The organism is Micromonospora sp. NPDC050784, assembly GCF_044456765.1.
GTDB lineage: Bacteria > Actinomycetota > Actinomycetes > Mycobacteriales > Micromonosporaceae > Micromonospora > Micromonospora foliorum.
This window is the reverse complement of sequence record NZ_JBITGG010000011.1, coordinates 117,626-140,630: the sequence shown is the minus strand read 5'-3', so window position 1 is coordinate 140,630 and position 23,005 is coordinate 117,626. Positions and strand designations below refer to the sequence as shown.

The window sequence follows — 23,005 nt, the reverse complement described above, 5'->3', positions numbered from 1 at the left end:
ATCGCCAGTACCGGGGCAAGTGCCCCAGGCGTTCAGGTCGCCGGCAGCATCGCCCAGACGGCCTTGCCCCGACCGGCCGGCACGCTGCCCCAGCGCTGGGTCAGCTCCCGGACCAGCATCAACCCCCGGCCACCCTCGGCGTGCAGGTCGATCCCACCCGCCCGGGCCTCGGCGCTGCTGCCGTCCACCACCGCCAGGTGCAGATACGGCCGGCGCAGGGTCACCGTCACCTGCATGGGCGTGCCGGCGTGGCGCACCACATTGCCCACCAGCTCGCTGAGCACCAGCGCGGCCGGGCCGGACGCGTCCGGCAGGTTCCACCGGGCGCACGCGTCGGTGACCAGCTCCCGGGCCCGCCGGCACGCCCCGGCCACCGGCTCCAGCCGGGCCCGCATCCGCAACGTGGACGTCGTGCCGGCCAACCGGGTCGCCTCCGCGCAGTCCGCGGAGACCGGGAGCACCCGACACGTGGTCGACTCGGCCAGCCAGCGCGCGGCGACCGGCGACGGGGAGCAGAGCAGCACCGGCACGGCCGGCCACTCCTCGGCCCGGCGGGCGGTCGCGGCGAAGACGGACAGCGCCAGACGATCCTCCACGTTCACGCCGGCCATGTCGACCACCAGCGCCTCCGGCTGGTCGACCAGCGCGTCGCTGAGCGCCTGGTGCACCGAGCGCATCGTGCCCAGGTGCAGCGGGCCGGCGAGCCGGACGACCGCCACCGGTGCGGTGGTACGCACCTCGCAGGTGATCCCGCTCGACATCGGCGCCTCAATTCGCTGCTGGGTCCGGATCTGCCAACTACCCGAGGCCGTTCCCGATCAAACCGGACCGACGGCGGGGCGAGGCAGGTCACGCCCCGCAACGCCAGGTCAGGGACGGTCGGCCGGTCAGGACGCCCAGTGCGATCATGCCGAGACCGAGACCCAGGTGCAGCCAGTCGTCGGCGTCGTTGACCGGGAGCACGTTCGCCCCGGTGTCGTGGTCCACCGCCAACCCGTAGAGCCAGAGCACCAGATAGATCGCGCCTCCGCCGATCAGGAACGCCCGAGCGCCGGTGACCGTCCGCGCCAACAGCAGACCCGCCACCCCGAACGCCAGGTGCACCAGGTTGTGCAGCACCGACACCTGGAAGACGCCGAACAGGTACGCGCCCGAGTCGTGGCCGGCGAAGCGCAGCGCGTCCATGCCGCTGGTGATCCCCGGCACGAAGCCGAGCACGCCGACCAACAGGAACAGCACCCCCACCGTCGCCGCCGCGCGACGGACCGGCGGTTTGCCGTCGGCCGGGTTGGGTCGCGCCCGGGAGTGCGCCATCGGTCCGACCATTCCCGGCTCCTCGTCACGCGGCGGGCATGAGCGCTGCCGGCTACCCGCTGGCGCGGCCGACAAACCGGTCGGCCGCGCCACCGATCAGGCCGGCAGCAACCTCGGCGCGCTCGCCAACTGCCGCACCCGCTCGTACAGCTCGACGTAGCGCTGCGCCATCACCGCGGGCGTGAAGCGCTGCGCGGCCACCCGCCGGCACTCGTCGGGGTCGAGCAACTCGGCGGCGAGGACGAGGTCGTCCAACTCCTCCTCGTCCGCGGTGAGGAGCCCGGTGCGGCCGTGCTCGATCAGCTCCGGCAGGCAGCCCCGGGCGGTGGCCACCACCGGCGTGCCCAGGGCGAGCGACTCGACGACAGCCGTGCCGCCAGGCTCCTCCCACCGCAGCGGGAACAGCGACGCGCGGGCGCTGGCGAGCAGGTCGTCGCGCTCCTGGCCGGCCACGGTGCCGACCCAGCGGACCAGGTCACCGTCGACGTGCGGAGCCACCTCGTCGAGGAAGAACCGCACGTCCGGGTTCTGCCGGGCCTCGTCGCCGGCCGCGGCCAGGTCGGCCGGCCGGTGGTACGGGCCCACGGGGCCGGCCAGCACCAGCGGAAGACCGACCCGGTGCGCCAGGCGGGCACCCACGTCCTGCCCCTTGCCCGGGTTGATCCGACCCAGGATGAGCAGGTGCTCGCCCTTCTCCGGTCGCGGCCGCCGGTCGGCGTCGACGGCGAGCGGCGTGGACAGGTGCACGTGCCCCACCGAGTGCTCCCGCAGCGCCAACGGGGCGCGGGCCAACTGCGACGCGGAGACGCCGTTGACCCTTACCCGGCCGCCGCCGTCCAGGCCACCGTAGAGCGCCGGGTGCTTGGCCAGGTCCCAGTGCAGGGTGTGCAGGGTCGGCGGCCCGGCCGGCCCCATCGCGGTGAGGGTGGCCAGCCCGACCGCCTCGACATGATCGTGGACCAGGTCGATGTCGTCACGGGAGTGCAACTCCCGGACCACCCCGGCCAGGTGCGCCTGGGCGATCCCGCAGACCTGGTTGTACGGCCGCTGCAACGCGGCGAACTGCCCGTCGGCGAAGACCGAGACCTGCTCGTCAACCGGCAGGGTGCTGCTGCCCACCGAGGCGAGCACCACCCGTACGCCGAGCCGCCGCAGCTCCGGCACCAGCGTGGCGATCACGTTCTCGATGCCGCCGTAGCCGGGCGGTGGCACCGACAGCCACGGGCCGGCGTTCATCAGCACGGTGAGGCTCATCGGGCTCGTCCCTTCCGGCAGCTCACGCGGCGGCCACCCGGCGGCGGGGCATCCGGTGGCGCAGTTCGGCCAACGGCGGGCGCTCCTCGATGGACACGTCGCTGACCACGATCTCGCGGTCCAGGTTCGGCAGAGTGTCCGAACCACCGCGACGGAACTGGGTCAGCAACGCCTCCGGCGCGAACCCGGGGGTCGCCCAGCCGCGCCGTTGCAGCCGGGACCAGGCGGTCAACATGATCTGCGCGGACATCCGACCCAGGGCGGCGGTGTCCTGGTGGCGGTGCTTGCGCTCACCGAGGTCGACCTGGGCCAGCGCGTCCAGGCCGACCAGGTCGAGCAGGTCGATCATCATGGCCGTCTCCACCCCGTACCCGGAGACGAACGGCACCTGGGCCAGCACCTCGCGGCGCCCCGCGTACTCACCGGCGAGCGGCTGCACGAAGCCGGCCAGCTCGGGCCAGAAGAGGTTGAGCAGCGGTCGGGCCATCAACTCGGTCACCCGACCCCCGCCGTCCTGCTCCACGCTGGCGGTGCCCACCAGGGGCCGGTGGTAGAAGCCCTTCACGAAGTCGACCGACGGGTCGGTCAGCAGCGGGCCGAGCAGCCCGCTCACGAAGTGCGGCCGGAACTCCCGCAGGTCGGCGTCGATGAACGCCACCACGTCTCCCTCGGCGGCGGCCAACCCGGCCCAGAGCGCGTCGCCCTTGCCGGTGAGCCGGGGCAACCCCCGGGTCATCGCGTCCTGGCTGACCACCTCCGCACCGGCGGCCCGGGCCACCTGGGCGGTCCGGTCCGTCGAGCGGGAGTCCACCACGATCAGCTCGTCGACCAGGGCGACCCGATCCATCAGGTGCTCCCGGATGGTCGACACGATCGCGCCGACGGTGGCCTCCTCGTTGCGGGCCGGCAGCACCACGCTGACCCGTGTCTGACCCTTGGCACGCAACAGCCGACGTGTCGGCCAGTCGGCCGCCGACGTCGTCCGGTACGTGGCCCACGCCTCCACCACCGGTGACACGCTCGATGTCGTATCCCGCACGGGCACCCCTCCGTTCGTGCGTGGAAAAACCGAATTTGGTTGTTCCCATTCCTCGTCACGCGCTAACCGCTTTCTCGGCAACAGCTTGATCACAGAGGTGACGTCAATGGGTTCCCGGGGGATGAACGTTTGATTGCGCACACCCCAGGGGACTGCTCTCACCGCACATGAAATGTCTTCGAAGGGGTGTCGGGATGCGGAAATGCCGGGTGGGTCTGATCGGCGCCGGCGGCGTGGCACAGCGTCACGCACGGGTGCTGGCCGGGTTCGACGACGTCGAGCTGGTCGGGGTCACCGACGTGGCGGCGGAGGCGGCGTCCGCGCTTGCCGCACAGCACGGCGGGCGGGCCTGCGCCGACGTCGCCGAGCTGCTGGCCACCGAGCCGGACGCCGTGTACGTCTGCGTGCCACCGTTCGCGCACGGCCCCGCCGAGGAGGCGGTGATCGAGGCCGGGCTGCCGATGTTCGTGGAAAAGCCCGTCGCGGTCGACCTGAGCACCGCCGAGCGGATCGCCGACCTGGTCGCGCACCGCGGGCTGCGCACCGCCGTCGGCCACCACTGGCGTTACCTGAGCGTGCTCGACCAGGCCCGCGACCTGCTCGCCGACCGCCCGGTCCGGATGGTCAGCGGCGCCTGGCTGGACAAGGTGCCCCCGGTGGCGTGGTGGTCGCGGCGGGACCGCTCCGGTGGCCCGGTGGTCGAGCAGGCCGCCCACGTGCTCGACCTGATCCGCGTGCTGGCCGGCGAGGTCACCGAGGTCACCGCGTACGGCAACGGCACCCCACCGCCGGTCGACGGCGCCGACATCGACTCGGTTACCACCGCAGCGCTGCGCTTCGCCGACGGCGCGGTCGGCACGCTCAGCGCCGCCTGCGTGCTCGGCTGGAAGCACCGCGCCGGCCTGGAGATCCTCGCCGACGGGCTGGCTCTCATGATCACCGAGGACGGGCTGTCGATCCGCGACGCCGACGGTGAACGACACCTCCCCGCCGACCCGGAAGCCGCCCGGGTGGCGGTGGACCGGGCCTTCGTCGACGCCGTCCGGGGCATCGGCGACGACGTGCGCGTCCCGTACGCCGAGGCCCTCGCGACCCAGCGCCTGGCCCTCGCGGTGGCCGACTCGGCCCGTACCGGCACAACCGTGCGGCTCGGCGCCGCGACGGCGCCGGCGGTGCTCACCACCGGGGTGGCCGTCGATGCGTGACAAGGTCGTGGTGGTCACCGGCCCCGGTCAGGTCGACCTCGTCGAGCAGGACGCCGCCCCGCTGCGCCCCGGCACGTTCCGGGTCGAGACGCTGTACAGCGGTGTCTCCGCCGGCACCGAGCTGAGCTACGTCAAGGGCACGAACCCGTACCTGAACGTCACCTGGAACGCCGACCTGGGGCTGTTCCAACCGGGGGCGGCCAGCACGCCGTACCCGGTGACCCGACTCGGCTACATGCAGGTCGGCCGTGTGGTGGAGAGCGACACCCCGGCCGTCGCGGTGGGCACGGTCGGCGCGATGACGTACGGGCACCGCACCGGCTGGCTGGCCGACCCGGTCGCCGAACGGTTCGTGGCGCTGCCCGACGACCTGGACCCGCTGCTCGGCGTCTACGTCGCGCACATGGGCCCGATCTGCGCCAACGGTCTGCTGCACGCCGCCGCCGACCTGCACGGCACCGACGTCCGGGCGCTCGGCGACGGGGTACGCGGCCGACGGGTCGCCGTCGTCGGCGCCGGTGTCGTGGCGCTGCTGACGGCGTTGTTCGCCCGGCGCAACGGCGCCGCGTCGGTGGTGGTGCTCGACCCCACCCCGCACCGCCGTCAGGTCGCCGAGGCGCTCGGCCTGGAGACCCTCGACCCCGACGCGGACGACCCGGCGGTCGTGCTCAAGACCCGCTGGGCGCACACCGCCGGCGACCGGGGCGCCGACGTGGTGTTCCAGTGCCGGGGGCAGGCGTGGGCGTTGCACCTCGCCCTGCGGCTGCTGCGGCCCCAGGGCACCGTCATCGACCTCGCCTTCTACCAGGGCGGCGCGGACGCGGTCCGCCTCGGCGAGGAGTTCCACCACAACGGGTTGTCGCTGCGCTGCGCCCAGATCGGCCGGGTGCCGCGCGGGCTCGCGCCCACCTGGGACCGCGAACGGCTCTCCGCCGAGACCGTCGACCTGCTCAGGACGTACGGAGACGGCATCCGCAAGCACCTCGTCTCGGCGGTGGTGCCGTTCGACGAGGCGCCCACCCTCCTCACCGACCTGGCCGACCGTCGCCGCCAGGAGCTCCAGGTGGTGCTCGCCGCCTGACCCGCCGTCGCCGCGTGCCAGGGCCGGCTACCGTTCCCGGCATGAGCACCGTGCAGGACCGACCGGCTCTTCCCGGCACCGCCGCCAAGAGCCGGTCGGTCGGCCTGGCCGCGTTGCTGCCGTACCTGCGGGAGCACCGCGGCACCCTGGTCGTGGTGGGCGCGCTGTCGCTTGTCGGCTCGGCGGCGTCGCTGGCGCAGCCGCTGCTCACCCGGTCGGTGCTGGAGCGGATCGGCGCCGAGCAGGGGGTGTCCCGGCTGGTGGCGGTGCTGGTGGCCCTCGTGGTGCTCGGCGCGGCGATCGGCGGGCTGCGCGACTACCTGCTGCAACGTACCGCCGAAGGAGTGGTGCTGGGCACCCGGCGCCGGCTGGCCGGGCACCTGCTGCGGCTGCCCATCGCCGAGTACGACCGCCGACGCACCGGCGACCTGCTCTCCCGGGTCGGCTCGGACACCACGCTGCTGCGCGCGGTGGTCACCTCCGGGCTCTTCGAGACGGTCACCGGGGCGGTGACGGTGGTCGGCGCCGGCACGGCCATGGTGCTGCTCGACCCGCTGCTGTTCGGCGTCACCCTGCTCGGGGTGGCGCTGGGGCTGGTCTTCGCCGCCACCTTCGCCCGCCGGGTCCGGGCGCTGGCCCGGGTCGCCCAGGAGCGGATCGGCGAGATGACCTCGGCGGTGGAGCGGGCCATCTCGGCGGCCCGGACCATCCGTGCCAGCCGCGCGGAGACCCGGGAGACGGAGGCCGTCACCGGCAGCGCGCGGGAGGCGTACGCGGCGGGGCTGCGGGTGGCTCGGGTGCAGGCGTTGGTCGGCCCGATCGGCTCGGTCACCGTGCAGGGCGCGTTCCTACTGGTGCTCGGCATCGGTGGGGCGCGGGTCGCCGCCGGGGCCATCTCCGTCGGCGACCTGGTCGCGTTCGTCATGTACCTGTTCCTCCTGGCGCTCCCTCTGGGCCAGGTGCTGCGGGCGTACACCCAGTTGCAGTCCGGCCTGGGCGCCCTGCAGCGGATCGAGGAGATCCTCACCGTGCCCGCGGAGGGCGCGGACGACCGTCCGGCGGCCGCCGCGACGGCGACCCCGCGCCGCCCGACCCCGATGATCGAGTTCGACCGGGTGGGCTTCGGCTACCCGGGCGGCGAACCGGTGCTGCATGAGGTCAGCTTCGCGGTTCCCGCCGGCACCCGGACCGCCCTGGTCGGTCCCTCCGGCGCCGGCAAGTCCACCCTGCTGGCCCTGGTCGAACGCTTCTACGAGGTGAGCGCCGGCGCGGTCCGACTCGACGGCACCGACGTCCGGGACCTGCCCCGCGACGCGCTGCGGGCCCGGCTCGGCTACGTCGAGCAGGAGGCTCCCGTGCTGGCCGGCACGCTGCGGGAGAACCTGCTGATCACCACCCCGGACGCCACCGACGACCGGTTGCGCGAGGTCCTCGACGAGGTCAACCTGGGCCACCTGGCCCGGCGCACCCCGCAGGGCCTCGACGTGCAGGTGGGGGAGGGCGGCGTCCTGCTCTCCGGAGGTGAGCGGCAGCGACTGGCCATCGCCCGCGCGCTGCTCGCCGGACCGCCGGTGCTGCTGCTCGACGAGCCGACCAGCAACCTCGACTCCCGCAACGAGGTCGCGCTGCGCCGCGCGATCGACGCCGTGGCCGTCCGCCGGACGCTGTTGATCGTGGCGCACCGGCTGGCCACCGTGGTCGACGCCGACCAGATCGTCGTCCTCGACGGCGGCCGGGTGGTGGCCGTGGGCACCCACGCCGAACTGACCGCCACCGACCCGCTGTACCGGGAGCTCGCCACCCACCAGCTGCTGGTGGGCTGACATCGTCCCAGGAAGTCCGACTTCCCGGGCGGCCGGGCCGCGCACGCCGCCCGGAATCGCGTACCGTTGCCGCTCATGGGTGTGTCGCAACGGTTCAAGAGCAAGTTCCGGCGGTTCCTCCAGCGCCCCGGCTCGACCGTGGATCTTGCTCCGCTGGAGAAACTGCTCCCGGCGATCGAGGCGCGCGAGGCTGAGCTCGCCGCGCTCGACGACGCCGAGCTGACCCAGGCCGCGGGCGCCGCCGCCGGTTACGAGGAGATCTGCGCCGTCGGCCGCGAGGCCGCCCGCCGTGGCCTCGACCAGCGGCCGTACGACGTGCAGCTGCTCGGCGCGATGTCACTGCTCTCCGGCAAGGTCGCCGAGATGGCCACCGGTGAGGGCAAGACACTGACCGCCACGATCGCCGCGTACGGGCACGTCCGGCTCGGCAACGGCCCGGTGCACGTGCTCACCATCAACGACTACCTGGCCCGTCGCGACGCCCAGTGGATGGAGCCGGTCTACACCCTGCTCGGCCTCACCGTCGGCTGGGTCAACGAGGCCTCCACCCCCCAGGAGCGGCGCGACGCGTACGCCTGCGACGTCACCTACGTCTCGGTCAGCGAGGCCGGCTTCGACTACCTGCGCGACCAGTTGGTCACCGACGTGGAAGACCGGGTGCAGCCCGCGCTGACCACCGCCATCGTCGACGAGGCCGACTCGATCATGATCGACGAGGCCCGGGTGCCGATGGTCCTGGCCGGCGCGGTGCCGGGCGAGCAGGACCCGGTGCACGCCGCCGCCGCGCTCGTCCGTGGCCTGCGCAAGGGCAAGCACTACACGGTCGCCGAGGACGGGCGGAGCGTGGCGTTCACCTCCGCCGGCCTGGCCGCCATCGAGGCCAAGCTCGGCATCGACCTGTACGACGAGGAGCACGTCGCGCAGCTCTCCGCTGTCAACGTGGCGCTGCACGCGCACGCCCTGCTGCACCGTGACGTCGACTACATCGTCCGGGACGGCTCGGTCGAGCTGGTCGACGAGATGCGCGGCCGGGTGGCCCAGCGCCGCCGCTGGCCGGACGGCCTCCAGGCCGCGGTCGAGGCCAAGGAGGGCCTGGACGCCACCGCCGAGGGCGAGGTGCTCGGCACCATCGCCATGCAGGCGTACATCGCGCTCTACCCGAAGGTCTGCGGGATGACCGCCACCGCTGTGCTGGTCGGCGACCAGTTGCGGGAGTTCTTCGGCCTCGAGGTCGCGGTGATCCCACCGAACACCCCCTGCATCCGCGAGGACGAGCCGGACCGCATCTACGCCACCCGGGCGGAGAAGGACGAGGCGCTGATCGACGAGATCCAGCGCTGGCACGCCAAGGGGCGGCCGGTGCTGGTCGGCACCCTGGACGTCAAGGAGTCCGAGGGGTTGGCCGCCGGGCTGAACGCCGCCGGGGTGCCCTGCGTCGTGCTGAACGCCAAGAACGACGACGAAGAGGCCGCGATCATCGCCGAGGCCGGCGCGTACGGCGCGGTGACCGTCTCCACCCAGATGGCCGGCCGGGGCGTCGACATCCGCCTCGGCGGCAGCGACCAGGCCGACCAGGAGCGGGTCACCGAGCTGGGTGGGCTCTACGTGATCGGCAGCGGCCGGCACGACAGCCGCCGCGTGGACGACCAGCTGCGCGGTCGGGCCGGCCGGCAGGGCGACCCGGGTGGCTCGGTCTTCTTCGTCAGCCTGGAGGACGACCTCGTCGTCCGGCACGCCGCCGACTCGGTGCCGGCCTCGCCGCGGATGAACGCCGACGGCCTGGTGACCGACGAGCAGGTCGACTACGCGGTGGAGCACGCCCAGCGGGTCGCCGAGGGCGTCAACCACGAGATCCACCGCAACACCTGGCGCTACAGCGTGGTGATCGAGCAGCAGCGCAAGGCCCTCGCCGCGCGCCGGGAACGCCTGCTGACCAGCGACGTGGCCGCGGTGATGCTGCTGGAGAAGGAGCCCGAGAAGGCCGGCGAGATGGACGAGGACCTGCTCGCCCGTGCCGCCCGGTCGATCGCGCTCTACCACCTGGACCGGCTCTGGGCCGAGCACCTGGCCGAGCTGTCGGAGGTCCGCGAGGGCGTGCACCTGCGCGCGCTGGGCCGGCTCGACCCGCTGGACGAGTTCCACCGGGCCGCGGTGCCGGCGTTCAACGACCTGATCCCGGAGATCGAGGCCCGCACCATCGCCACCTTCACCGAGACCGAATTCGATGAGGACTGGCAGCCCGACGACGGCACCCTGGTCCGGCCCACCGCCACGTGGACGTACCTGGTGCACGACAACCCGTTCGGGTCCGAGCTCGACCGCTTGATCGCCTCGATCGGGCGGCGGCTCAGCGGCGCCTCGCGCTGACGTACCGACCGTCGGGGCCCCGGTCGCGCCTCCGCGCCCGGCAGGGGCCCCGATTTACGCCGTTTCGACCCAGCTTTCCCAGGGTAGTAGGGCTGGTCGGTCGAGTCGGGAGAGAGCAGACGATGACACAGGTGACGATGCGTGCCGGGCAGGCGCGAGACGGCACGGAGGCTGCGAACCGGTGAACCTCGACACGCGGGAACCGGTGGTGCAGACCCTCGGCGTACTGGAAGCAGCCGCGCTGCTCCGGGAGTTGACCGCCGGGCTGATCTCCCTGACCGACTTTGATGAGGCGCTGCTGGCACTGGTCCGAGTCACCCGGGACGCCGTCGCCGGGGTGCGCTGGTGCGGGTTCACCGCCCTGCGAGCCGGCGAGCCGGCCGGGGTGGCCGCGTCCGACGAGGGGCTGGCCGGGCTGGACGACCTGCGACACGGGCCGGACTCGCCCGCGATGAGCGCGATCCACCGCCGCGAGATGGTCCTCGCCGCCGACCTGGCCAGTGAGCCCCGCTGGCCGGCCTGGACGGCACGCGCCCGCGACCTCGGCGTACGCGGGGTGATCTCCGCGCCGGTCGACATCGACGACCAGGTGATCGGTGCGATCAACCTGTACGCCGCCGCGCCGGACCTGTTGACCCCGCAACACCAGTTGACCGCGATGCTGCTCGCCGAACACGCCGGCCTGCTGCTCGCCGCCGTCCGCGACCGTGGCCGGCAGCTCACCCTCGCCGGCGAACGGGACGCCTCGCTCCTGCAGGACGGGGTGGTGGGCCAGGCCGTCGGTGTGATCATGACGCAGCGCGGCTGCCCGCCGGCCGAGGCCCTCGACGTGCTGCGGACCGCCGCCTCGTCGCTGGACATCCCGCTGCGCGAGGTGGCCGAGCGACTGGTCCGCACGGTCTCCCGCCAACGCGACAACTGACCCCGGTCCGCGCCGCCTCCGGCCGCCCTGGTGCCGTGATCGCGTCGGTGCCCGTCCGCCGTGTCGGTGCCCGCTGGCCGCGTCGGTGCCGGTCGGCCGTGTCGGTGGCGTGATCGACTCGGGTTCCTGGAAGTCGGGGGGTTACGGCGTGGCGGATGCCCCGATTTCCTGAAGCGCGAGTCGATCAACGCTTGGTCTGGCCGTCCGGCGTCGGTGCCCGTTCTCCCTGCTACCGGCGAGTCGGGCGGCATCGTTTCGCCTCGACCGGCCTCGGGTAGCACTCTGGTCAGGTGAGCTGCGCCGACCCGGGGGAGGACCGATGCAGAGCCGGCTGCGGGTGCAGGGGCACCCGATCCAACCGATGCTGGTGACGTTCCCGCTCGGGCTCTTCGTCAGTGCGACCGTCTTCGATCTCACCGACGTGGTCGGCGGGCCCGCGTTCCTCGGCGAGGTCGGCTACTGGACGGGCGTCGCCGCCCTCGTCGCCGCCGCGCTGACCGCCGTGGCCGGCATGGTCGACCTGTGGGACGTGCCGGTTGACCGGACCCGCCGTACCGCAGTCGCCTTCAACCTGGTGAACGCGGTGATGGCCGCCATGTTCCTGCTCACCTGCCTGGTCCGGTCCCACTCCCCGCAGCGCGGCGCGTCGGTCGCGGTCCTGGTCACCGAGCTGGTCGCGCTGGCCGTCGGCGCGGTCGGCGTGCATTTGGGTGCCCGGCTGATGCGTCAGTTCGACGCCCCTCGCACCGAGGCCGGCGGCCTGGACGCACTCGCCAGCGCCACCGGCGAGATCGCCCGCCCCTGACCCGACGGACCCGTCCCTGACACGACCTGCCGGACGGGCCCGTCCCCGAGCCGACCGCCGGGCCTGCCGGACGGGCCCGCTCGACCCGTGAGCCGGGCGCCAGGCCGGCCGGCGGGCCTGGCGCGCGGGGCCGGCATCCGTGCGACTGGTCGGTCTACCATCCCCGGATGACCTCCTCTCTGGACACGCTCCCGAAGATCGGTGCGCCCGCCACCCGGGCCCTGAACGGCGCCGGCTACACCGCGCTGCGGCAGCTCGCGGGCGTCCCCCGGGCGGAGCTGGCCAAACTGCACGGCATGGGCCCGAAGGCGCTCGGAATCCTCCAGGCCGCCCTCGAGGAGCACCAGCTCGGCCTCGGCTGAGATCCACCGAGGACGCCCCGGCAGGGCGCAATTGGGTTGCCGGTCGGGTGGCCGGCTACGAGGCTGACCGCCATGACCGCTGAGCGTGACGCCGAGGACTTGATCGCGGAGGCCGTCGCCGCACCCGTCGATGGTTGGGGCTTCGGCTGGCTGGCCGGCCGGGCCACCGAGGAGCGTCCACCCTGGGGGTACGCCCGGCTCGTCGCCGACCGGATGGCGCACGCCGACGCGGCGCTGGACGTGGACACCGGCGGCGGGGAGGTGCTCGCCGAGGTGCCGCGTCCACCGAAGCTGCTGACGGCGACCGAGGCGTGGCCGCCGAACGTCGAGGTCGCGCGACGGAACCTGCGTCGGGTCGGCGCGTCGGTGGTGGCGGTGGCGCCGGACGGGCCGCTGCCGTTCCGCGACGCCTCGTTCGATCTGGTGGTCAGCCGGCATCCGGTGCGTACCGACTGGGTCCAGACGGCGCGGGTGCTGCGGCCGGGCGGGACGTTCCTGTCGCAGCAGATCGGGGCCGGCACCATGCGGGAGCTGAGTGAGGCGATCCTCGGGCCGTTGCCGCCGCCGACCGCGCGGCATCCCGAGCAGGCGGTCACCGCCGCCGAGGCCGCCGGCCTACGGGTGGTCGACCTGCGTCGGGCCACCCTGCGGGCGACCTTCGCTGACATCGGCGCGGTGGTCTGGTTTCTACGCAAGGTGGTCTGGACGGTGCCCGGGTTCACCGTCGACCGTTACCGCGCACCGCTGCGCGACCTCCACCAGCGCATCGCCGCCGAGGGTCCCTTCGTGGCCCACGCCCAACGCTTCCTCATCGAGGCCACCCGCCCCTGACGGCCCCCCCACCCGTCGATCTTGCGCTCTCGGTGCTCGCGAAAGCCGTCGACCCGGGCAATTCGACCACCGAAACTGCAAGATCGACGGGGCGGAGGCGGGGGCGGGGGCGGGGCGGACGGGGTTAGTGGGGGTGGGACTGGTGGTGGGTTGCTAGGACGTCGGCGCCGAAGTCGCTGGCGGGGCGGCGCAGCACGGTGTGCGCGTGGTTGCCGTCAACGGTGGTGTTGTCGTACTCGATCAGCAGGTCGTCGCCCTGCACGCGGTAGTAGTGCCGGCGACCGGGGTGGGTCGGGCCGGCCCAGGCGAAGTGCAGCGTGCCGGCGTCCAGTCGAGCCGCCTCCCGGATGGCCAACTCGGGCGGCAGGCGGTCGAGGTAGAGGGCGACCACCTGGTCGAGCAGCGCGCGGCCGGTCGGTCCCAGCCGCTGCGCCGGTACGCCGAGCGGCTCCAGCGGCCCGTCTACCCGACCACGGGTGGCGCTGATGATGTCCGCCGGCGCCTCGTCCGCGATGATCGCGGCGGCTCGTTCGGCCGGGCCCAGAGCGTCGAGCAGGGCTCGGGCCAGGTCCTCCTCGACGCCGAGCGGGCGGGAGACGGGCCGGCCGGCGTAGCGGACCGCGGCCGGGTTGGCGCCGAAGAAGATCGGCGCGGGGGAGACCTGACCGTCCACCACTGTCATGTTCACCGACAGGTGGTGCCCTTCGAGTCGCCACGCCCAGCGGTCGTCGCGCGCCGGGTCGCCGAACACGGCCACCCAGTAGTCGGCGCTGTGTCGCCCGCGCTGCCAGCCCTCGGCCCGATCCAGCACCTCCTCCAGCGAGATGATCGCCATGGCCTGCGCGTACGCCGAAGGGCTGAGCGCGGTGGCCAGCAGCCGGTGCGCGGCCTTACGGGCGGTGACGTCGAGTTCGGCGAGGCAGACACCCGGTCGGGGTCGGGGCCGGTACTCCAGCCAGCGTCGGGCCGCCTCGTCGTCGAACGAGTGCACGGCGCTGTCGCGGGCGGCGGGGTCGAGCGCGCTCAGCAGCGCGGTGCTGGCGGCCCGCATCTGCTCCGGCAGAGGATCTTCCACCGACCCTGTATACCGGCCGGCCGTGCCGGTGTCAGCCGACGCGCAGCAGCTCCGTCATCTCCGGCAGGTCGAAGAAGTTCGCCGTGTCGATGGCCGAGGGGTTGCCGTGTGCCGGATCCGCGCCGGCGGCGAGGAGCGCGCGGACCGCTTCGGTGCTGCTGCGGAAGACCGCCGCGGCCAACGCGGTCTGCCCCCGGTCGTTGGCCCGGGTGTGGTCGGCGCCGCGACTGAGCAGGGCGGCCACCGTGTCCGGGTGGGAGTGGTACGCGGCCAGGATGAGCAGCGTGTCGCCCTTGTCGTTGGTGAGGTTGACCGGCAGGCCGGCGTCGATCTGCGCCGCCAGCTCGTCGGTGGCGCCCGATCGGGCCAGGTCGAACATGCGGTGCGCGAACGCCAGCGTCTCGGCGTCGAGGTCCTCGGTCACCGGTCCAGGTTAGTCGCACCGGTCCTGATAGGTTGCTCGGCCGGCGTGCTGGGGGAGGGGCCCGATGGGTGAGACGGTGTACGTGGGCAACGCGGGTGTCGACGGCGCCACCAACGCCGGTTGGCTGCTCGGGCACTTCGCGCCGCCGGGGGAGATCCGGCACAGCACCGACGTCGAGGTGAAGTGGGGCGTGCACCCACCCGGGCAGGCCCGGTCGCGGTGGGCGACCGGCGAGCTGCGGACCACTCTGCTTGTCCTTATCGAGGGGTGTTTCCGGGTGGAGTTGCCGGACCGGACGGTACGGCTGGCCGCGCCCGGCGACTACGTGGTGTGGGCCCGGGGGGTGGACCACTCCTGGTTCGCCGAACAAGCGTCGGTGGTGTTGACCGTGCGCTGGCCGTCGCTGCCGGGCTACCGGGCGGACCCGCCGGTGCTGCGCTGATCCACCCGTACGGCTGACCTGCGTCCCAACAGGCGGAATTACCTACTAAACCTATAGGCTTTGCCGTCTAGAGTACGAGGGCACCCCGCCGAGCGACCCGCGAGGAACCGCCATGACGCACCACCGTCCGGAGCCCGACCTGCTCACCGTTGCCGCCGGTTGGGCCGACCCGGCCGGCTGGCCGGTCGCGCTGCGTTTCGACCCGGCCGAGCGCTGGTACGCCCGCCTCGCCGTCAGCGACGAGCACGAGGTGTGGGCGCTGAGCTGGCTGCCCGGGCAGGGCACCGACCTGCACGACCACGGCGGCTCCTCCGGCGCGTTCCGGGTGGTCAGCGGCACGCTCACCGAGGAGACGGTGAGCGCCGGCCGACTACGTCCCCGACTGCTGCCCGCCGGCGCCGGCCGCCGCTTCGGCCCCCGGCACGTGCACCAGGTGACCAACCGGGGCGTGGAGCCGGCGGTCAGCGTGCACGTCTACCGGCCGGCGCTGCTGCGGATGACCCGCTACCACCTCCTGGACGGGCGGCTGCGGGTCGCCGAGGTCGCCGAGGCCGGCCGGTCCTGGTAGCCGCCCGCACCGAGATCCCCTGTCACCGGAAGGAACCGAGAGATGCAGATAACCGCCGAGCACTGTCCCGCCCCCGTGCCGCCGCCGGGCTCCCGGGGCATCGACGAGATCCTGGCCGCCGCGCGGGCCCGGCTGCGCCGGCTGGACCCGGAGCGGGCGCACCTCGCGTACCGGACCGGAGCGCTGCTGGTCGACATCCGCCCGGCCGCGCAGCGGGCCGCGCACGGCGTGGTGCCGGGCTCGCTCACCGTCGAGCGCAACGTGCTGGAGTGGCGCTTCGACCCGCGCTGCCCGGCCCGGCTGCCGCAGGCCGTCGACTACGACGTACCGGTGATGATCCTCTGCCAGGAGGGCTACACCTCGTCGCTGGCCGCCGCCGCGTTGCAGGACGTCGGCCTGCACCGGGCCACCGACGTGGTCGGTGGGTTCGCGGCCTGGCGGATCGCCGGCCTGCCGGCCCTCGGCCCGACCCCACTGCACCATCCCTCTCGCCACGCGTCCCCGGTCAACGCCGGGTGGGCGCGCCACTGACCGCCACGCCACACCCGGCGTGGCGGCCGCACCGCCACTCAGGAGGCACCATGTCCGTCGTCGCCATCCCCACGCGCCGCCACCCGGGGGTGCGCCCGGCCCGTCCGCGCACCAGCCCGACCCTGACCATCACCCTCGACCTCGTCCCCGGGCCGCTGAGCCCCCGGCTGGCCCGGCTGGTGCAGCTGCTCGGCGAGCTGGCCGAATCGGGGGAGGGCCAACTGCGCGCGGTGGAGGACACTGCGCCGGCGCCGCGACCGGCCGCACGCCCCGTCGCCGCCGAGCCGCCCGCCGCGGCGGCGGACCACGTCCGCATCCTGGCCGGCTCGCGGATGGTCCGCCAGGGCGACCGGGTCATTCCGCTGACCCGCATCGAGTACGAGCTGCTGCTGTTCCTGGCCGAGCGGCCCCGCCGGGTGTTCACCCGTCTGCAACTGCTCTCCAGCGTCTGGGGCTACGAGCACGCGGTGGCCCGGACGGTGGACGTGCACGTCCGCCGGCTGCGCGCCAAGCTGGCCGGCTCGGAGGTGGTCACCACCGTCTACGGGGTCGGTTACCGGCTGGCCGACGAGGCGCCGATCAGCGTGGACCACAGCAGCTGAGCCGGGGTCCGGCGGCCATGTGACCGGCCTGGTGAACCGGTCGGGGACCCCCGTATCGGGGCATCTCGGCGACTCTGCTGTAATCATCAGGCCTCGTACGCAGAGCGAGCATATGGCTCCGATGTGTTCGTCAATTGTCACATTCATGCAACGCAGCCGCCTCTTGACCCTCGCCCAGGCGCCGGGAAGCATCGATGAAGCGGCGTCCCGGGCCGTGGGGAGATACCCGGACCAGCCCAAGGAGGACCATGTCGGTCAGCCCCGCCTCGTCGCGCGCCGGATGGCATACGTCCCAACCCGCGGTGCCCGGTCGACCTCCCGGCGGCCAGCGTCGCCCGGCGAACACCGCCGCGCCCGTGCTCACCGTGACGCTGTCCATCCCGCTGGCCTGTGAGGAGTCGCTGACCCCGGCGGCACGTCGGCTGCTGGAGGCCGCTCGCGAGATGCTGGAGCGGGGCGAGGGCGTGATCGTCGGCTCGGTCCCGGCCGAACGGCGCCCCGACCAGGCGCCGACCGGCCGGTCGCCGGCCCGTCCGATCAGCCCGACCATTCCCGCCCTGCACATCCTCGCCTCGTCGCGTTCGGTGCTGCGCGACGAGGAGCCGCTGCCGCTGACCCGGCTGGAGTTCGACCTGCTGCTGCACCTGGTCGCCCACCCGCGTCGGGTGTTCACCCGGCTGCAACTGCTCAACGCCGTCTGGGGCTACGAGCACGCCGGCGTCCGCACCGTGGACGTGCACGTGCGTCGGCTGCGCGGCAAGGTCGGGGTGGACGTCCCGTTGGTCACCACCGTCTACGGCGTGGGCTACCGGCTCGCCGACGACGCCCGGGTCACCATCGACCGCTCCGGCTGACCGGGCGGCACCGACGCGCCCGGCGCGGGGCAGGATGGTCCGGTGCGCATCCGTCCCATCTCGCCCGACCTGCTCGTCACCGAGCTGACCGGCCGGCTGGCCGACGCGGCGACCCGTGCCGCGAGCGCCGCCGCCAGGCCCGCGCGGCTGCGGGTGGCCGTGGACGGCGCCCCGGCCGCCGGCGCCGACGAACTGGCCGCGGCACTCGTCGACCCGCTGCGCGCCCAGGGCCGCCCGGTGCTGCACGTCCGCGCCACCGACTTTCTCCGTCCCGCGTCGCTCCGCTTCGAGCTGGGACGCACCAACCCGGACTCCTTCTACGAGGGCTGGGTCGACGAGGCCGGACTACGCCGGGAGGTCCTCGAACCGGCCGGTCCGGGCGGCACCGGACGGCTCCTCCCGTCCCTCTGGGACGCCGACGCCGACCGGGCCAGCCGCGCCCGCTACGTCGAGCTGGCACCCGGCGGTGTCGTCCTGGTCAGCGGCTCGCTGCTGCTCGGCGGCGCGCTGCCCTTCGACGTGACCGTCCACCTGGAGCTGTCGTCGGCGGCGCTGCGCCGACGGACCGAACCAGCCCAGCAGTGGGCGTTGCCGGCCTTCGACCGGTACGCCGAGGAGGTCGTTCCGGCGAGCTTCGCCGACGTCGTGGTACGCGCCGACGACCGCCGCCGACCGGCGCTCGTGGAGCCGGGCGGAAACGACTGACAACAACCGAAAACTTGTCGGTTTGCGCGGCTGATCCGGCGGGTACTCGCCCGGCTCACAGAGCGCGGGTGATCGCCCGCGTACCGAACGCGACCGTGACCGGGGCCCCGCGCCGCCGGCACCCGGTTCACCTTGAGCCACAGGCCCAGGAAAGGCAGGCAGCGATGCTCGTCCACGACACGGTCGGTACGACCCGGTCCCAGACGGAGATCGACCAGATCCGACAGTCGCTACAGGCGCGCTACGACGAGCTGACCGCGGAGTACGACCAGGCCGTGCTCCAGAGCCAGGTGCTTCGGCTGGTGGAGGTCGGCGACACCGCCGGCGACGACCAGGCCGACAGCGGCACCAAGACGGCCGAGCGGGACACCGCCCAGTCCCTGCTGCGCACCATCCTCGACCGCCGCGGCCAGTACGAGCACGCGCTCGGTCGGCTCGAGGAGGGCACCTACGGCTGGTGCGAGGGCTGTTCGGCGGCGATCCCCGTGGAGCGGCTGGAGATCTTCCCGTCCGCCACCACGTGCGTGACGTGCAAGCAGACTCGCGAGCGGCGGGCGGCCTGAGCCACGCCAGCGGTTGCCGGTCGGTCCGCGACGCGATGGACTTCCACCATGGGTGACATCCTGGTGGGCACCGCGTCCTGGACCGACCGCACGCTGCTGGACTCGGGGTGGTATCCGCAGACCGCCGACACCCCGGAGAAACGGCTGGCCTACTACGCCCGGCAGTTCCCACTTGTCGAAGTGGACGCCACCTACTACTCGCCGCCCGCCGAGGCGACCGCCCGGCTGTGGGCCGAGCGCACCCCGGCCGGCTTCACCTTCAACATCAAGGCGTTCAGCCTGCTGACCGGGCACCCCACCCGGGTCAGCGCGCTCTACAAGGACCTGCGCCCGGAGACCGAGAAGAAGAACGTCTACCCCGACGACCTGCCCGCGCAGTCGTACGAGGAGGTGTGGACGCGCTTCCTGTCCGCGCTGGACCCGCTGGTCGAGGCCGGCAAGCTGGGCGCGCTGCTGTTCCAGTTCCCGCCCTGGTTCACCATCAAGCGGGCCAACAAGCAGTACCTGCTGGAGGTGGCGAAGCGCTGCGCGCCGCTGCGCCCGGTGTACGAGTTCCGGCACGCCTCCTGGTTCGACGGCGACAACGCCGACGAGACCCTTGCCTTCCTGCGCGAGCACAAACTCCCGTACGTCTGCGTGGACATGCCGCAGGGCCACCGCTCGTCGCTGCCCCCGGTGCTGGCCGCCACCGCGGACCTCGCGGTCATGCGCTTCCACGGGCACAGCGACAAGTGGACCAGCAAGGACATCCACGAGAAGTTCGGCTACCACTACTCCAAGCGGGAGTTGGCCGACTGGGCGCCGAAGCTGCGCGAGCTGGCCGACGAGGCCGGGCAGACCCACGTCCTCATGAACAACTGTTACCGCGACTACGCGCAGACCAACGCGAAGACCCTCGCGGGTCTCCTCGACGCCGGCTGACCTCACCCGATCCGGGTGGGGCCGTCTCACCCGCTCCGCAGGGATGGTGGACGCGGTGGGTACGGCCGCCCGCGGACGGCCGACGCCGGAGACGACACGGAGGTGACGGGGATGACGGTTCGATTGGTGACGGATCGACGGCGTGGTGCCGTCCTGCACGTGGTCGGTACGGCCGACAACGCCCGGCGCGCCCCGCAGGGCAGCCCGGTACGGGCCCGCCGTGGCCCGGTGGGGCCGCCGCGCCGCGCCGACGACCGACGGTGGGACAGCACGGAACGGGGGTCGACCGATGGCTGACACGATGATCTCAGCGTTCGAGTCCTCGCTGGACAAGACGAACCTCATTCTCAAGGACATCGAGAACGCCTACGGTTGGCCCAAGGATCGGCGTAACCAGTCGTACGCCGCCCTGCGCACGGTGCTGCACCTGCTGCGCGACCGGCTGCCGGTGGACGAGAGCGTGGAGTTCGCCCAGCAGTTGCCGGTGCTGGTCCGGGGGATCTACTTCGACGGCTGGGTGCCGTCCGACGTGCCGATCAAGCTCAACCGCGACGACTTCCTCTACGAGGTCCGGCAGGGCTTCCCGTACGACGCGGAAGGTGGCCCGGAGCGGGTGACGCAGGTGGTGCTGGACACACTGCGCCGTCACGTCACCCAGGGTGAGTGGCAGGACGTGAAGGACACCATGCCCAAGGACCTCGCCATGATGATGCCGTGACGGCCTGACGCCGTGAGCCCGCCCGACCGCTGTCGGGCGGGCTCAGTCGTCGGCGCCGGCCGCCTCCGCGGCGGTGGGCACCCGCGACACGGGGTGCCCGGCCTGCCGGGCCAGCGCGGCGAACGCCACGGCGTCCACGATCGCGGCGCCGCCCGGATCGTTGTTGAAATAGACGTACGCCGGCTCGTCCGCGCCGAAGGTGTCGGTCAGCCGGCCCACCCAGGACCGCAGCGCGGCCCGACCGTAGCGGGGCCACGGCCGCGCCCGCCCCTCGTGCAGCCGCAGGTAGCCGAAGTCGGTGGTGCGCCAGCGGGGGGCGACCGGGCGGCCCAGCCGGTCCGCCCAGACCAGCGCGGCCCGACGCCGTTCCAGCACCGCCCGGGTGTCGTCGGTCCACCAGGAGGGGTGCCGGGGCTCGACCGCGACCCGCACCTCCGCCGGGAACAGTCGCAGTGTCGCGTCCAGCGCCTCGACGTCCGCCCGCAGGTTCGGCGGCAGTTGCAGCAGCACCGGGCCGAGCCGGTCGCCGAGCGCGGTGGCGCGGCCGAGGAACCGGGCCACCGGCTCCGCCGGGTCGCGCAGCCGCTTGATGTGCGTGAGGTATCGGCTCATCTTCACCGCCACGCAGAAGTCCTCCGGGGTCCGGGCCCGCCAGGCGGCGAACGTGTCCCGCTCGGGCAGCCGGTAGAAGGCGTTGTTGACCTCGACCGTGGCGAACCCCGCCGCGAAGTGCTCCAGCCAGAGCCGCTGCGGCAGCCGCTGCGGGTAGAAGCGGCCCCGCCAGTCCTTGTACTGCCAGCCGGACGTGCCCACCAGGATCACCACCCCATCCTGGCACTCTCCGCCGCCGCTCGCGAACTGCCCGTGTCGCCCCGGTTCGGCGTCTACGGTGAGGGTTAGAGAAGATCGCGCGTGGGGTACCACCCGCAGCACGACGGACCCCGGCGCACGGCGGGGCGGCACACCCGAGGGAGTACCGATGGCACTCAACGATGACGACATGCAGACCAGTGGCGGCGGCGGCGTGGAGGGTCCGGCCGACGGTGGCGCGACCCCCGGTCAGCACGACGGTGGCGCCGATGGCGGCGCGGAGGGCCCCGCCGACGGCGGTGCCACCCCGGGTCAGCACGACGGTGGCGCCGACGGCAGCGCGGAGGGTCCCGCCGACGGCGGTGCCACTCCCGGCCAGCACGACGGTGGCGCCGACGGTGGCGCGGAGGGCCCCGCCGACGGTGGTGCCACTCCGGGTCAGCAGGACGGTGGCGCTGACGGCAGCGCCCGGTAGAGGCACGCCATGACGTACCTCGACCCGCCGGGCGGCCACCACGGCCGCCCGGCGGTTCCGTCCGCCGAGGCCGCCGCGGCGCTGGCCCGCTGCGTCTCGGTCGAACCGGCCAAGTTCGCCGCCGCGCACTGGGGGCACACCCCGCTGCTGTCCCGCGCCGCCGAACTGCCCGACCCGGCCGGCTTCACCGACCTGCTCAGCCCCGCAGACGCCGACGAGCTGCTGAGTCGGCGCGGCCTGCGTACCCCGTTCCTGCGCATCGCCAAGGACGGCCAGTTGGTCGCGGCGGCGCGCTGGACCGGCGGCGGCGGCGCGGGCGCCGAGATCGGCGACCAGGTCCTCGACGAGCGGGTCCTGGAGCAGTACGCGGCCGGGGCCACCCTGGTGCTGCAGGGCCTGCACCGGATCTGGCCGCCGCTCATCGACTTCGCCCGGGACCTGGGCCTCGCGCTCAACCAGCCCCTGCAGATCAACGCCTACCTGACCCCGGCCGGCAGTCAGGGCTTCGCCACCCACTACGACACCCACGACGTGTTCGTGCTCCAGGTCGACGGCCGCAAACACTGGCGGATCCACCCACCGGTGCTGCCCGACCCGCTGGAGAAGCAGCAGTGGGGTGGCCGAGCCGACGAGGTCGGCGCCACCGCCCAGGGCCCGGCCGCGCTGGACGTGGTGCTCGCCCCCGGTGACGCCCTCTACCTGCCCCGAGGATGGCTGCACAGCGCGCAGGCGCAGGACGCCAGCTCGCTGCACCTGACCGTGGGCATCCGCGCGCTCACCCGCTACGCCCTGGTCGAGGAGTTGCTGGCGCTGGCCGCCGAGGACCAGCGGCTGCGAGCCAGCCTGCCGTTCGGCACCGACGTCGCCGACCCGGACGCCATCGAGCCGGAGCTGACCGAAACCGTGGAGGCGCTGCGGGACTGGCTGCTGCGCGCCGACCCGGGCGCGGTCGCCGCGCGACTGCGGCAGCGCGCCTGGCCGGCCGCCCGCCCGGCGCCCATCCGACCGCTTGCCCAGGCCGACGCGCTGGCCGCCCTGGACGCCGACTCCCGGCTCACCCTGCGACCCGGCCTGCGCTGGCAGCTGGTGCCGCACGACGCGGACACGGTGGCGCTGCGGCTCTTCGACCGCACCATCACCCTGCCGGCGAGTTGCGAGCCGGCCGCCCGCGCCCTGCTCGACGGCACTGTCACCCGGGTCGGTGACCTGCCCGGCCTGCCCGACGACGCCGACCGCGTCACCCTGGCCCGCCGACTGCTCCGCGAGGCGGTCCTCGTCCCGGCCTGAGCGCCGGCGGGAGGGCCCTCGCGCGGG

Annotated in this window: 27 protein-coding genes; 20 read left to right on the top strand and 7 right to left on the bottom strand. The window is 73.5% G+C overall.

Annotated elements, in window-relative coordinates; translation table 11 throughout:
- Positions 1-32: 32 nt before the first annotated feature.
- The 4 genes from ACIBD9_RS17300 to ACIBD9_RS17285 all read right to left on the bottom strand — a co-directional run bounded on the left by ACIBD9_RS17300 (position 33) and on the right by ACIBD9_RS17285 (position 3,574).
- On the bottom strand, positions 33-761 hold the full coding sequence (locus ACIBD9_RS17300) for an ATP-binding protein (protein ID WP_396718679.1): 729 nt from the start codon (positions 759-761) through the stop codon (positions 33-35).
- Positions 762-849: 88 nt separating this feature from the next.
- Entirely contained in the window at positions 850-1,326 is a 477-nt protein-coding gene (locus tag ACIBD9_RS17295) for a DUF4383 domain-containing protein (RefSeq protein WP_396718676.1), read from the bottom strand.
- Positions 1,327-1,410: 84 nt separating this feature from the next.
- Positions 1,411-2,568, bottom strand: a complete 1,158-nt coding sequence (locus ACIBD9_RS17290; protein WP_396718674.1) for a glycosyltransferase — start codon at positions 2,566-2,568, stop codon at positions 1,411-1,413.
- A 22-nt stretch (positions 2,569-2,590) separates the two neighbouring features.
- On the bottom strand, positions 2,591-3,574 hold the full coding sequence (locus ACIBD9_RS17285; RefSeq protein WP_396718874.1) for a glucosyl-3-phosphoglycerate synthase: 984 nt from the start codon (positions 3,572-3,574) through the stop codon (positions 2,591-2,593).
- A gap of 227 nt (positions 3,575-3,801) precedes the next feature.
- On the opposite strand from ACIBD9_RS17285, the gene ACIBD9_RS17280 reads away from it, so the two are divergent.
- The 8 genes from ACIBD9_RS17280 to ACIBD9_RS17245 all read left to right on the top strand — a co-directional run bounded on the left by ACIBD9_RS17280 (position 3,802) and on the right by ACIBD9_RS17245 (position 13,003).
- A complete protein-coding gene (locus tag ACIBD9_RS17280) occupies positions 3,802-4,812 on the top strand; it encodes a Gfo/Idh/MocA family protein (protein WP_396718671.1) in 1,011 nt (336 codons plus the stop codon).
- Positions 4,805-5,893: a zinc-binding alcohol dehydrogenase gene (locus ACIBD9_RS17275; RefSeq protein WP_396718669.1), complete on the top strand. Its 1,089-nt coding sequence runs from the start codon at positions 4,805-4,807 to the stop codon at positions 5,891-5,893. The genes ACIBD9_RS17280 and ACIBD9_RS17275 overlap by 8 nt, the downstream gene beginning before the upstream one ends.
- 41 nt (positions 5,894-5,934) lie before the next feature.
- Entirely contained in the window at positions 5,935-7,716 is a 1,782-nt protein-coding gene (locus ACIBD9_RS17270; RefSeq protein ID WP_396718667.1) for an ABC transporter ATP-binding protein, read from the top strand.
- Positions 7,717-7,791: 75 nt separating this feature from the next.
- Entirely contained in the window at positions 7,792-10,083 is a 2,292-nt protein-coding gene (gene secA2, locus ACIBD9_RS17265; RefSeq protein WP_396718664.1) for an accessory Sec system translocase SecA2, read from the top strand.
- A gap of 181 nt (positions 10,084-10,264) precedes the next feature.
- On the top strand, positions 10,265-11,005 hold the full coding sequence (locus ACIBD9_RS17260) for a GAF and ANTAR domain-containing protein (RefSeq protein ID WP_396718662.1): 741 nt from the start codon (positions 10,265-10,267) through the stop codon (positions 11,003-11,005).
- A 319-nt stretch (positions 11,006-11,324) separates the two neighbouring features.
- The gene (locus tag ACIBD9_RS17255) at positions 11,325-11,810 is read left to right on the top strand and encodes a DUF2231 domain-containing protein (protein ID WP_396718659.1); all 486 of its coding nucleotides are present in this window, start codon (positions 11,325-11,327) and stop codon (positions 11,808-11,810) included.
- Between the two features lie 167 nt (positions 11,811-11,977).
- Positions 11,978-12,172, top strand: a complete 195-nt coding sequence (locus tag ACIBD9_RS17250; protein WP_396718657.1) for a DNA-binding protein — start codon at positions 11,978-11,980, stop codon at positions 12,170-12,172.
- A 72-nt stretch (positions 12,173-12,244) separates the two neighbouring features.
- Positions 12,245-13,003 (top strand): class I SAM-dependent methyltransferase, encoded by a 759-nt coding sequence (locus tag ACIBD9_RS17245; protein WP_396718655.1) that lies wholly within the window; start codon positions 12,245-12,247, stop codon positions 13,001-13,003.
- 124 nt (positions 13,004-13,127) lie between these two features.
- Here the strand turns inward: ACIBD9_RS17245 and ACIBD9_RS17240 are convergent, their stop codons facing one another.
- A complete protein-coding gene (locus ACIBD9_RS17240) occupies positions 13,128-14,078 on the bottom strand; it encodes a DUF3500 domain-containing protein (RefSeq protein ID WP_396718653.1) in 951 nt (316 codons plus the stop codon).
- Positions 14,079-14,109: 31 nt separating this feature from the next.
- Positions 14,110-14,502 carry an ankyrin repeat domain-containing protein gene (locus tag ACIBD9_RS17235; protein WP_396718650.1) on the bottom strand — a complete coding sequence of 131 codons (393 nt, stop codon included), beginning with the start codon at positions 14,500-14,502 and terminating at the stop codon, positions 14,110-14,112.
- Positions 14,503-14,566: 64 nt separating this feature from the next.
- Here ACIBD9_RS17235 and ACIBD9_RS17230 point away from each other — a divergent pair, with 64 nt between their 5' ends.
- From ACIBD9_RS17230 to ACIBD9_RS17185, 10 genes are all read left to right on the top strand, one after another.
- Entirely contained in the window at positions 14,567-14,944 is a 378-nt protein-coding gene (locus tag ACIBD9_RS17230; RefSeq protein WP_396718648.1) for a signal peptidase I, read from the top strand.
- Positions 14,945-15,056: 112 nt separating this feature from the next.
- Positions 15,057-15,512, top strand: coding sequence for a cysteine dioxygenase (locus tag ACIBD9_RS17225; protein WP_396718645.1), 456 nt, complete (start codon positions 15,057-15,059; stop codon positions 15,510-15,512).
- A 42-nt stretch (positions 15,513-15,554) separates the two neighbouring features.
- A complete protein-coding gene (locus tag ACIBD9_RS17220) occupies positions 15,555-16,043 on the top strand; it encodes a rhodanese-like domain-containing protein (protein ID WP_396718643.1) in 489 nt (162 codons plus the stop codon).
- Positions 16,044-16,093: 50 nt separating this feature from the next.
- Complete coding sequence (locus ACIBD9_RS17215; RefSeq protein ID WP_396718641.1) at positions 16,094-16,645, top strand: winged helix-turn-helix domain-containing protein; 552 nt, start codon at positions 16,094-16,096, stop codon at positions 16,643-16,645.
- 248 nt (positions 16,646-16,893) lie between these two features.
- On the top strand, positions 16,894-17,499 hold the full coding sequence (locus ACIBD9_RS17210) for a winged helix-turn-helix domain-containing protein (RefSeq protein ID WP_387169911.1): 606 nt from the start codon (positions 16,894-16,896) through the stop codon (positions 17,497-17,499).
- Positions 17,500-17,541: 42 nt separating this feature from the next.
- A complete protein-coding gene (locus ACIBD9_RS17205) occupies positions 17,542-18,204 on the top strand; it encodes a uridine kinase (protein ID WP_396718638.1) in 663 nt (220 codons plus the stop codon).
- A gap of 164 nt (positions 18,205-18,368) precedes the next feature.
- The gene (locus tag ACIBD9_RS17200) at positions 18,369-18,767 is read left to right on the top strand and encodes a TraR/DksA C4-type zinc finger protein (RefSeq protein ID WP_238659536.1); all 399 of its coding nucleotides are present in this window, start codon (positions 18,369-18,371) and stop codon (positions 18,765-18,767) included.
- Positions 18,768-18,815: 48 nt separating this feature from the next.
- Positions 18,816-19,688 (top strand): DUF72 domain-containing protein, encoded by an 873-nt coding sequence (locus tag ACIBD9_RS17195; protein ID WP_396718636.1) that lies wholly within the window; start codon positions 18,816-18,818, stop codon positions 19,686-19,688.
- Positions 19,689-19,799: 111 nt separating this feature from the next.
- Positions 19,800-19,985 (top strand): hypothetical protein, encoded by a 186-nt coding sequence (locus ACIBD9_RS17190; RefSeq protein ID WP_238659534.1) that lies wholly within the window; start codon positions 19,800-19,802, stop codon positions 19,983-19,985.
- Positions 19,978-20,406, top strand: a complete 429-nt coding sequence (locus ACIBD9_RS17185; protein WP_387169905.1) for a DUF2267 domain-containing protein — start codon at positions 19,978-19,980, stop codon at positions 20,404-20,406. The genes ACIBD9_RS17190 and ACIBD9_RS17185 overlap by 8 nt, the downstream gene beginning before the upstream one ends.
- Positions 20,407-20,448: 42 nt before the next feature.
- Here ACIBD9_RS17185 and ACIBD9_RS17180 read toward each other — a convergent pair whose 3' ends face one another.
- Positions 20,449-21,228, bottom strand: coding sequence for a DUF72 domain-containing protein (locus ACIBD9_RS17180; RefSeq protein WP_396718633.1), 780 nt, complete (start codon positions 21,226-21,228; stop codon positions 20,449-20,451).
- A 157-nt stretch (positions 21,229-21,385) separates the two neighbouring features.
- On the opposite strand from ACIBD9_RS17180, the gene ACIBD9_RS17175 reads away from it, so the two are divergent.
- Together ACIBD9_RS17175 and ACIBD9_RS17170 are read left to right on the top strand one after the other, a co-directional pair.
- Positions 21,386-21,691, top strand: coding sequence for a hypothetical protein (locus ACIBD9_RS17175; protein ID WP_387169901.1), 306 nt, complete (start codon positions 21,386-21,388; stop codon positions 21,689-21,691).
- A gap of 9 nt (positions 21,692-21,700) precedes the next feature.
- Complete coding sequence (locus ACIBD9_RS17170) at positions 21,701-22,978, top strand: cupin domain-containing protein (RefSeq protein WP_396718631.1); 1,278 nt, start codon at positions 21,701-21,703, stop codon at positions 22,976-22,978.
- The last annotated feature ends 27 nt before the right edge of the window (positions 22,979-23,005 follow it).